The organism is Pseudoalteromonas luteoviolacea DSM 6061 (assembly GCF_001625655.1).
Lineage (GTDB): Bacteria > Pseudomonadota > Gammaproteobacteria > Enterobacterales > Alteromonadaceae > Pseudoalteromonas > Pseudoalteromonas luteoviolacea.
The window spans coordinates 26,282-35,614 of sequence record NZ_AUYB01000119.1; the positions used below are offsets into that span (position 1 = coordinate 26,282).

At 39.4% G+C, this 9,333-nt stretch carries 10 protein-coding genes; 4 read left to right on the forward strand and 6 right to left on the reverse strand.

Annotation, left to right across the window (positions count from 1 at the left end; genetic code table 11):
* Positions 1 to 51: 51 nt before the first annotated feature.
* Positions 52 to 333 carry a VOC family protein gene (locus tag N475_RS16930; protein WP_211270618.1) on the forward strand — a complete coding sequence of 94 codons (282 nt, stop codon included), beginning with the start codon at positions 52 to 54 and terminating at the stop codon, positions 331 to 333.
* 358 nt (positions 334 to 691) lie between these two features.
* On the opposite strand, the gene N475_RS16935 is transcribed toward N475_RS16930, so the two are convergent.
* On the reverse strand, positions 692 to 1,330 hold the full coding sequence (locus N475_RS16935) for an NAD(P)-dependent oxidoreductase (protein WP_063358921.1): 639 nt from the start codon (positions 1,328 to 1,330) through the stop codon (positions 692 to 694).
* Positions 1,331 to 1,443: 113 nt separating this feature from the next.
* Here N475_RS16935 and N475_RS16940 point away from each other — a divergent pair, with 113 nt between their 5' ends.
* Complete coding sequence (locus N475_RS16940) at positions 1,444 to 2,358, forward strand: LysR family transcriptional regulator (RefSeq protein WP_063365644.1); 915 nt, start codon at positions 1,444 to 1,446, stop codon at positions 2,356 to 2,358.
* A gap of 19 nt (positions 2,359 to 2,377) precedes the next feature.
* On the opposite strand, the gene N475_RS16945 is transcribed toward N475_RS16940, so the two are convergent.
* Complete coding sequence (locus N475_RS16945) at positions 2,378 to 3,187, reverse strand: hypothetical protein (protein WP_063358923.1); 810 nt, start codon at positions 3,185 to 3,187, stop codon at positions 2,378 to 2,380.
* Between the two features lie 79 nt (positions 3,188 to 3,266).
* On the opposite strand from N475_RS16945, the gene N475_RS16950 reads away from it, so the two are divergent.
* Complete coding sequence (locus N475_RS16950) at positions 3,267 to 4,163, forward strand: response regulator (RefSeq protein WP_063358924.1); 897 nt, start codon at positions 3,267 to 3,269, stop codon at positions 4,161 to 4,163.
* Positions 4,164 to 4,367: 204 nt separating this feature from the next.
* Here the strand turns inward: N475_RS16950 and dbpA are convergent, their stop codons facing one another.
* From dbpA to N475_RS16970, 4 genes are all read right to left on the reverse strand, one after another.
* Positions 4,368 to 5,756 carry an ATP-dependent RNA helicase DbpA gene (dbpA, locus tag N475_RS16955; RefSeq protein WP_063365648.1) on the reverse strand — a complete coding sequence of 463 codons (1,389 nt, stop codon included), beginning with the start codon at positions 5,754 to 5,756 and terminating at the stop codon, positions 4,368 to 4,370.
* A gap of 106 nt (positions 5,757 to 5,862) precedes the next feature.
* Positions 5,863 to 6,399 (reverse strand): DinB family protein, encoded by a 537-nt coding sequence (locus N475_RS16960; RefSeq protein ID WP_063365645.1) that lies wholly within the window; start codon positions 6,397 to 6,399, stop codon positions 5,863 to 5,865.
* Positions 6,400 to 6,594: 195 nt separating this feature from the next.
* Entirely contained in the window at positions 6,595 to 7,047 is a 453-nt protein-coding gene (locus N475_RS16965; RefSeq protein WP_063365646.1) for a hypothetical protein, read from the reverse strand.
* 236 nt (positions 7,048 to 7,283) lie between these two features.
* Positions 7,284 to 7,790: a hypothetical protein gene (locus N475_RS16970; protein ID WP_063358927.1), complete on the reverse strand. Its 507-nt coding sequence runs from the start codon at positions 7,788 to 7,790 to the stop codon at positions 7,284 to 7,286.
* Between the two features lie 1,106 nt (positions 7,791 to 8,896).
* On the opposite strand from N475_RS16970, the gene N475_RS16975 reads away from it, so the two are divergent.
* On the forward strand, positions 8,897 to 9,333 hold a 437-nt coding region (locus tag N475_RS16975), incomplete at its 3' end, for a hypothetical protein (protein ID WP_063365647.1).

Sequence of the window (9,333 nt, forward strand, 5' to 3'; positions counted from 1 at the left end):
AATAAAGGAGCCTATGGCTCCTTTATTGTTTCTTATAAGATAGTGAGAGTGATGATGAAGCTAAGTGCCATTCGAATTCCCTGTATCAGCATTGCTGAGTCTGCTCGGTTTTATGCGGATAAACTGCAACTCAGAAAAGTTTTTGGCAGCGAAAGTGAAGGGGTGGTTGGTTTTAAACTCGGTGACATTGATGTGTTATTGGAGCCACAGGAAAAAGGCGAATTTGAAGCTGAAAGATATCTAGGGTTTAGCGTCGAAGTTGAAAACATCGACGATTTTTATCAACAAAAATTAGCCCTAGGTGTGCGTTTTACAGGTGTGCCTGAGGAGTAGTCTTGGGGGGCAAAGATGACACATATTATAGATCCTAGTGGAAATAGCTTTTCAGTAATTGAGTGTTACGATTGAAAACCTTAAATTTTCGTGCCTGTAGCAACGTATTGGCAAATAAGAGGTAAGCAGATATCTGGCAGTGCTTTGGTAGGTAGCCAGAGCTGTTGCCTTGCGGCGATGTACCAAAAAGTGGCATCGACTTTCAAAAAGGCAGTTAACTTGTCTCCATTTTATAACGCTTCCAAGTAATGTCGTTGGCACAATAAAGGGCTGATATGGAATCAGCCCAAAGAGTGCGATTATTCTTCAGATATTGACTGAGGATAGGCGTCTCGTTTCACTGGATTGGATAGACTTTTTAATAGGCGATACCTATTCGTTTATTGATGTGTTGGCCTTTCTCAATTTCATCTACAAATGCAATAGCATAATCGGATACGGCTATTTTACTTGCTCCGCTTGCATCGGTGAGCAGTTGCTCAAAACCGATGCGATATTCCCTTGCGGCATCTCCTGGGTAGATTTGAGCAGCTGGGCTTATGTATGTCCAATTTAGTGTAGCTTGTGCGTCTTTGAAAACGTCTAACGCTTGGCCTTGCGCAATGGCTTCATCTTTGTATTCTGGTGGAAATTCTGGGGTATCAAGTAGTTTTACATTTGGCGCAACTTCAAGAGAGCCTGCGCCTCCGACCCAGACTAGCCTTTCAATGCTTGTCGCTGGTAACTTTGCAAGCAATTGTGAAGCGGTTTTTGCAACGATTTCATGGTTGCCAAGCGCACGTCCACCAATTGCTGCAACGAAGACTGTTTCATCAGAGATAAGAGGCTCTATGTCCTGATTTGAGTTATTTAAATCGAAGTGCTTAACCGTTACATCGCTCACTTCGTAGCTTTCTGTGTTGCGCACAAGGGCGGTTACTTCATGGCCCCTTGACTTTGCCTCTGCAACAATATGACTGCCAATCCAACCTGATGCGCCTAGTACAACTAGTTTCATAATTTTTTCCTCTTTCATTGATTTGTATTGAGTTGTACTTAGGTTAAAAGAAAACTAATATGAAATAATCTTGAATAATTGATGCAGTTTGCATCAAAAATAGATGCAATAAAATGGATAGGATCACAGCAATTAAAAGCTTTGTTGAAGTAGCACACCTGTTGAGTTTTACTAAAGCAGCAGACAAACTGGGTTTGAGCCGCCTTCAAGTATCTCGGCATGTACAAGAGTTAGAACAGTGGCTGGAGCAAAGGTTATTACACAGGACCACGCGCAAAGTAAGCCTTACACAGCAGGGGGAGCAAGCTCTGATCCGTTTTGAGCGGATTTTAGATGAAACCAGCGCACTCATCGTGCAAAGTCATGCGGATAGTTCAGCACTGCGCGGTACTATTCGAATATCTAGCCCGATTGGTTTTGCGCAAACCATGTTAATTGATGCTGTTAGTCAGTTCTTAGCCGAAAATTCAAATGTGAAAATCGATATCCATGGCAGCGATAGCTTCTCTAATCTAGTCGAGGAACGTATCGATATAGCGCTGCGCTACACCAATACACCGGATGAGAGTTTAATTGCGCGGCCTTTAATGAAAATAGGGGCTTGCATATGTGCTTCTCCAAGTTATTTAGCCACGCACCCAGCTCCCAAAACTCCCACAGAGTTAGTTGACCATGCATGCTTGGTACATTTAAGCAACGATACTTGGCAATGTATAAAAGATGACAAAGTTTACGAAGTGAAGGTATCAGGACCTTTAGTATGTAACGACGTCACAACAATTATTGCAGCGACAATGAATGGAACTGGCATTTCTTTATTGCCTTATGATATTGCCCGCACATATGTAAAACAGGGTAAACTGGTACCAATATTAACTGACTACAATATCAATAGCAGTCAGTTATGGGCTGTCTATCTGTCGCGCAGTTATCAACTGCCAGTAGTCAGAGCCTTTATCGATTATGTAGCAGACCTTTGGCAAACCGATATTGAGCCATGTAACACAGTAAAGAGTTTAAAAAGTTGAGGTCATCGGCAGGCTTAGTTTATTGTTTTTGTATTCTAGCCTTATCTGCATCAGCCTGTTTAACGGCTTCTAAATAGCGACTTTCAATAAATTTATTCTCTTTGGCTAGGTGTTTTATTTTTTGTTTGGCTTGATGTAGCTCCTGCTGAAGTGCTTCGCCATCATGCTCTGGTTGTTCCACGGAAAGCTGCTCTATGAGCTGGTTTTGTTCTTCAATTTGTCTTTCGTATTGTTTAACAATTGCATGTATCTCTTGCTCGTTTGAGGGAACAGCAGATTGGTGAACCGTTTGGATCTCTACTTTCAGTTGCTCAATCTCTCTTTGTAAACTGCTATTTTCTTCTTGCAGTGTGCCAACTGATTGAAACTGATCTTCAAGTTTAGACTTAGCATACTTGAGCTTTTTGCCACTGATATCCAAGTCGCCTTTTAGCCTTCGAATAAGTTTATGGGAACGAGACAGTTTTTTATTTAACTCATTGATTGAACTTTGTTCTTCTTTGGTAATGTGGTCAGCTGTGGAGGCACGTATGTGTGCGAGTTGGCTTTCTAGGTTAGTTTGAACTTGCAATAGTTCTGAAATGGTTTGCTCATGTTGAATATTAAATTGACTTGCTCTGTCTACAGAGTCTTTACATAGTGCCATCACTTCTTCGGAGTCTGATGTGTTTACACCTTTTCCTGACATGAAAATGCCAGCAAATTTTCTAAACTCTCTCAAAATCAATAACAAGATATAAAACCAAGCTGCAAGTATTAGTAGTCCGAAATTAAGGGCAATGTATTGGTAAACTTCAATTGGAAGCATCTGTGATAATCTTCGCTGCATTTATTATCAATAAGATAAGTTTAGTTTTAGTACAAAATTCTGCCTATACTGAATAGTAAAAATTAAAATAGGGGTGGATGTGAAAGTTTTGATAGTTGATGACAGCCACGCAACTTGTGAAATCATCCGAAGAGGACTTCAACAGTTTGGATATAGAAAGCTATTCTTGTCGTGTGCAAGTAGCGTGGATGAAGCGCTAAAATTGGTGAGTGACTGGCAACCAAACATCATACTGACAGACTGGCACATGCCAGATAAAACAGGTATTGAGTTGCTACAGTCTGTCGTTGAAGAAAGCCCTGAGATACCAGTAGGCATGGTGTCAACCGTTGATGACGAAGAGCAAATTTCGTATGCAAAATCATTAGGTTGTGCATTTTTCTTGCCCAAGCCATTTTCTGATGAGCAACTGTGTGAGGCCATAAAACCACTTGTACTGGAATTAGAGGCCCAAGAGTTTATTAGTGAACAAGAAGTGCCCTTGAAAGAAGGCCTTGCGTTGCCAAAAACCGATGCACTAGAAAGATTGATGCAGAAAAACATAAGTGAGAATTTAACTCTAAAACCGATTCGGTCACAAGTGCTTGATGAGGGAAAGCTTCCCTGTGTGATGGTCGTTTATGCAGAACGAGGTAGCCAAAAAGTGCGCGTTATTGGTGTTTTAGACGTGTATGCTGCGTGCGTATTGGCAAGTAGCGTTAAAATTATCCCCACTGAAGAGGCACAGCGTGCGATTCATATGAATCAAATCAACGACGACATTATGTCTGCCTGTAAAGAAGCTCTGAGTAAAACGGCATACGCATTTGTAGACAATCAAAGCAAGATGAGTTTATTTGTCAGAAGTTGTAAGTGTGTCCATAGTATTCATCCTAAGCTTGAGATGATTTATAAATACCCGTTGGATAGCCGTATGGACTTGAGTTGTGAACGAGAGGGAATGGCACAGGGAAAGATGCTTATTGTTGGGGTTTAAAGTGGTGCTCCAGTAATAGGTGGGTGGATTGCGTTGGATAGCCAACAAAATACGCAGTTTGAGACCTTCAAGTTACTCTAATTATTATACTTTTCTATCTTGCACATACTATTTTGGTTATTTGAGCAGACTAAAATAAACCTGTGACGCGAATAGTTTAACAAGGAGACCAATATTAAGGGTGGTCTCCTTTTAAAGGTAAGGTTATTGCGTAGCCTTTCTTGCCCTGAAATTGCGACCTTTCATTTTACCTTCTGAGATCATCTTAAGTGCTTTGTTGGCGATTTTACGCTCTACTGCGACATAAGAAGTCATCGCCGTGACTTTTATTTTACCGATTTGCGAGCCAGAAATTGTTTTATCCGCGGTTAAGGCTCCCAAAATATCTCCTGGTCTGAGTTTCGCCTTTTTTCCACCATCAATTTGCAACGTAATCATAGGTGCGCGGGCAATCTGGTTGTTTAAGACATCGTCAGATGGCATGTCGGTAGGTTCAATGCGCGTATCTAAATAGTCCTCCAAGGCGTTGACCTTATGGGACTCCTTATAGCTCATAAGTGAACAAGCCACGCCTTTGTTACCTGCACGACCTGTTCTCCCTACTCGGTGAACATGCACTTCTGGGTCATGGGCTATATGGTAATTTAGCACCATGTCTACGTGGTCAACGTCTATGCCACGTGCAGCAACATCTGTTGCGACTAATATGGTTAAGCTTTTATTTGCAAAACGCACAAGTGTGCGGTCTCGGTCTTTTTGTTCCAAGTCGCCGTGCAATGCTGCGCTATCAAAGCCGAGGTGTTTTAAGCTATCACACACTGTTTGACACTCAGCTTTCGTATTACAAAATACCACGGCAGAGCTTGGTTGGAATTTTAACAGGAGTTTTTGAGCTGCTTCTAATCGTACATCATTGCTCTCGACCTCATAAAAGAACTGCTCAATCGAGGCATGATCATGGGTTGCTGTGACCGTTACTTTTTCAGGGTTATCCATAACATGCTTTGCCAACTGCTCAATTTTAGGCGGATAGGTCGCACTGAAAAGTAGGTTTTGGCGATTGCTAGGGCAGTGGTCAAGTATACATTCAATTGAATCCTCAAAGCCCATTTCTAACATTCGGTCCGCTTCATCCAATACGAAAGTGTTTACTTCGTCTAAGCAAAGGCGGCCTTTGCGTAAATGTTCTTCGATACGACCAGGTGTACCAACGATGATATGTGCGCCATGCTCTAGAGAACCAATTTGGGGGCCCATTGGCGCTCCACCGCACAGTGCTAATACTTTGATATTGTGAATTGCGCGCGCAAGTTTTCGAATTTCTACCGCAACTTGATCAGCCAGTTCTCGTGTTGGGCATACGACTAATGCCTGTACACGAAAGCGTTTAACGTTTAGGTTGTGCAATAGTCCAAGCGAGAATGCAGCGGTTTTGCCCGATCCTGTTTTCCCTTGTCCAATAAGATCGACGCCGGCTAATATCCTAGGCAACGTCTGTGCTTGGATCTCGGTCATGGCTTTATAGCCGAGTGAATCTAGGTTATCTAAAAGGGCACTTGATAGCGGTAATGTTGAAAATAGCGGCTGAGACAAAACAAATATCATCTTTTGAGAAATAAAGGCGAATTATAACATGCACACTGAAGTGTGAATATCCTTACACCACTTTTAACTCTAAGCTTATCAAGTTGAACGCAAATTACTGCTCAGGGATGATAAGTAGCAAATCCGTATCACCTATCTCTACACCTGCCTGATTCAGCAGTGCGGAGAGCTGGCCGCGGTGATGTGTTTGGTGGTTGAAAAAGTGTTGCACGAGGTAGCCGAAATTTTTGTTAAAGTGCTCGCCTTTTGTACTGAGGTAAGTGAGTTCGCTGCCGAGCGCTTTGTCATTCAATTGTGATGCAAACTCTATAATGACATTATCCATCTTAAAACGCGCTTTCTTTAGGTCAGCAAAGTTAGGATAAATAATCTGATCAAGTGCACTTGGGTATTCGATGCTATCCATATACTCAAGGGCAGCAAATTTATCAGGGTGTGTGGCAAACCGAGTTAGCCAAATGATATCACCAACTAAAATATGATTCAGCGTCGCTAAAATGGAGCCAAAGAAGGCACCACGGTCTTTCGATAGCTCATCTATTGTTAAGATATCTGCTGCGCCATAGATTTTCTCGTTCATCCATTGGTTGTACTTGGCCATCAAAGTAAAGTTTTTTGATAGAAGTGGCATAATTTCCTCTAACTAAATTAGTTTAAATTTTTCCCTATAATACGTTGAGGTGATACTGGCTTACAAAACCATTAAGTGATTTCAAATTGTTTGATTTATTGGTGAAGTGTGCGGTAAAAATTACAGTCGGGTCCCCTTGTGTTTATCTATCAAAGGCCGCGACCGTAATTTTGTAAGAACGATATTTAAGTTACTTTAACCTAGGACTTTGTCAAGAATCTTTGATTCAATATCCCCTTTAGAAATACAAGTTAAAGTGATGTCATTTGCAACACTGCCTGGCTTATATTCACCATGAATATTTGACTTAACAATAATGGAGTCATTATTGACAATAATACTTAAAGCGACTTCTGTCTTAGTACGTTTGTCCTTGAGGTAGTCTATGCCCATTGTTGTACCACAGTCAGCTTGTTCTGGCTTCAGCTTAAGGTTTTTCAGTGAGGTAGAGATGATACCAGCTTGGTCATCATGTGTTTGAATTTGATATCCCTCTAATATTAGTACTTTTTTTGCTGAGTTGAGCACTTCATTGATGCTTTTATTGTGGCTTGCTGTAATTGTCTTTTCTTGACTTTTTGGGGCTTGGTAGGTTCCCGCACAGCCAGTGGCTAATATTAGTGTAGAGAGCAAAAAGTACTGCTTCATTTTTATTTCCTTATTTAAAGTTTTTTAGTTTTAGGTAAGTGAACTTTAAATATAGATAACTCATGAGGGCGAGTTAATTACCAAAAATAAAATCCGTTTCAATAATTGTTAAATTTACCAGAATAATATTGGTGTGTCACTCATAAATTTATGGTGATTTATTGAGGTGTTAATCGAGTTGGTTGAGGTTATTTAAGCGCAGTATTCCTGCGCTTAAATAATAAATTAGAGAGGTTTTATTGAAGGTTGAATGGTAAAGATGAATGGTGCAAATTGATTTTTAGCTTCCCATTTTTGTCTTTTATATAACCGAAAGAGTACTCAACTTTTATCTCTTCGCCGTTAGTTTTAGTAAAGAAGTAGTTGCCCATTGATATTGCAGAGTCGCCATCTGTAATAATGCCTTCATTTTCCCAACGAACCTTGGTGTAGGGCGCTAAAGCAAAACCTTTATCTTCAGCTAAATCTTGACCAACAAAGTAAGACAATGCTTCTTTTTTAGTTCCTCTGAATTGATCAACAGAAGCTAAAGTAGGTTTAAATAGAACTTGGCCTTGTCCAAATGCATAAAACTCTTCTAGGTGTTTAACCGCTGCTTTTTTAGGATCTTTTGCCTGTCCAATTTTTACGATCCCTTCGCCCCAGCCTTTTTGTGCTGCTTCGACTTCAAGCGTTGAAATTGAATTAGCGCTTGCGTTAAATACACCAGCCATTAAGAACGACATTGCGATTAATTTTTTCATTAAATCTCTCCTTATAAATTTAAAAAATATTCACTTTGGGTTATCGAAAACTCTCTTTTACATAATTTTTTATGTAATTTGTGTCTGACTTTACCTTTTTATTGTGTTCTTGCATTCGCTAAAAGGTTTTAGAGCTTTATTCAAATTCCAGTATTTCAATGTGGTTTGTTGTATTATTTGGAATTATCTGGGTTGTAATAAAGCCTTCTAAATCAATAATTGAGCCAAGCTATCAGTAATGTCTTTATATATCAATTATTACAATACCTTAAAGGGGAAGTGATTAGAGGTTTTTCGGTGAGGTGTGTCAAAGGTACTGATTTTAAAGTATATAAATTGTTAAAATTAAAACTTGAAAAAAACTAAAGGTGCATTTGAAAATAACTTTAAGTTGTAATTTTAAAGTTATTATCCACTTTATTGAAATTATATTTGGTGTTTGAAAAGCGCATAAGTTAAGTGGCTTTAAACAAAGTTAATTGATTACAACGGCTGAACTCTATGCTGAATAGCTGTATATGATTAAATTGCGTTTTGGCTAAGCTACTAATCAGTATACCTGCCTTAGCTATAAAGCTGCATAAATCTTGTTCAATGCGCATAAAAATGAATCTTCTTTGGCTTTAGACAATAGAAGATAATTCAAAACAGTCGTGCGTACTGGGTAGTTTCTTTTTTCAGCCTCTCAAGTCGTCAACAAATATTTATATAGAGGGTTGCAAGCAAGGTGCTACTTTAATTGGTCAAAACTAATAATCCTGAGTATTGAGCACCCTATTGCAGTGCCAGTGATGGGCGTTGCATAGTGCACTGAGGTGAGCTTTAGTTGCAAATTGAACAAGAAAACATCCTTTATAAGGTAGCTTGAGCAAAAGGGTGTTAAAGATATTATTTTTTGGTGGCTTGTTACTTCGCTAAGAATTTTTTAGCTGATTTTGCATGATAAAAAGGCCATAGCCGCAAAGAAATCAAGGTGTTTTAGATAAAAGAAGAGAAACATTGTGGAAAATATAGTTGGTTTTTGTACTTGCGTAAATTATTCTAAGGAACATTATTAAGCCTGTTATTCAGGCGAGATGTATTAAATTAAAATTGAGATTATTGAAATGGAAATTGTACAAAAGAAAAGATCCGTCAAACACACTTTTACTTTCGAAAAAGATCACTTCAATTTCGCGTACAAAGATAAGAGTGGTTCCGGAGACACTGATTTCAATTATGCTGACTTCCCTAAAAAGTGCATTATTAAAATTGAACAAAACGATTGGCTCAGAAATGTAGGTTTTTTATGGATAGCTTTAGGCGCTATACAACTAGGCTATGCTATTTATTCTCAATCTTCACTTTCGGGCCAAGGGTTCTGGTTGATGGTTGGCTTAGCGTGTGTCGCTTGGACGCATTTTTCAAAAGTAAAGTACTCAGTCTACCAAGCTGAGCGTGGCAATATTTTTGTTATTCAAAATAAGGAACATGACAAAATAGTTAATGAGCTAAACCAAAGAAGAAGTGCACAATTGCTAGACTTGTTCTGCGCAACTAAATC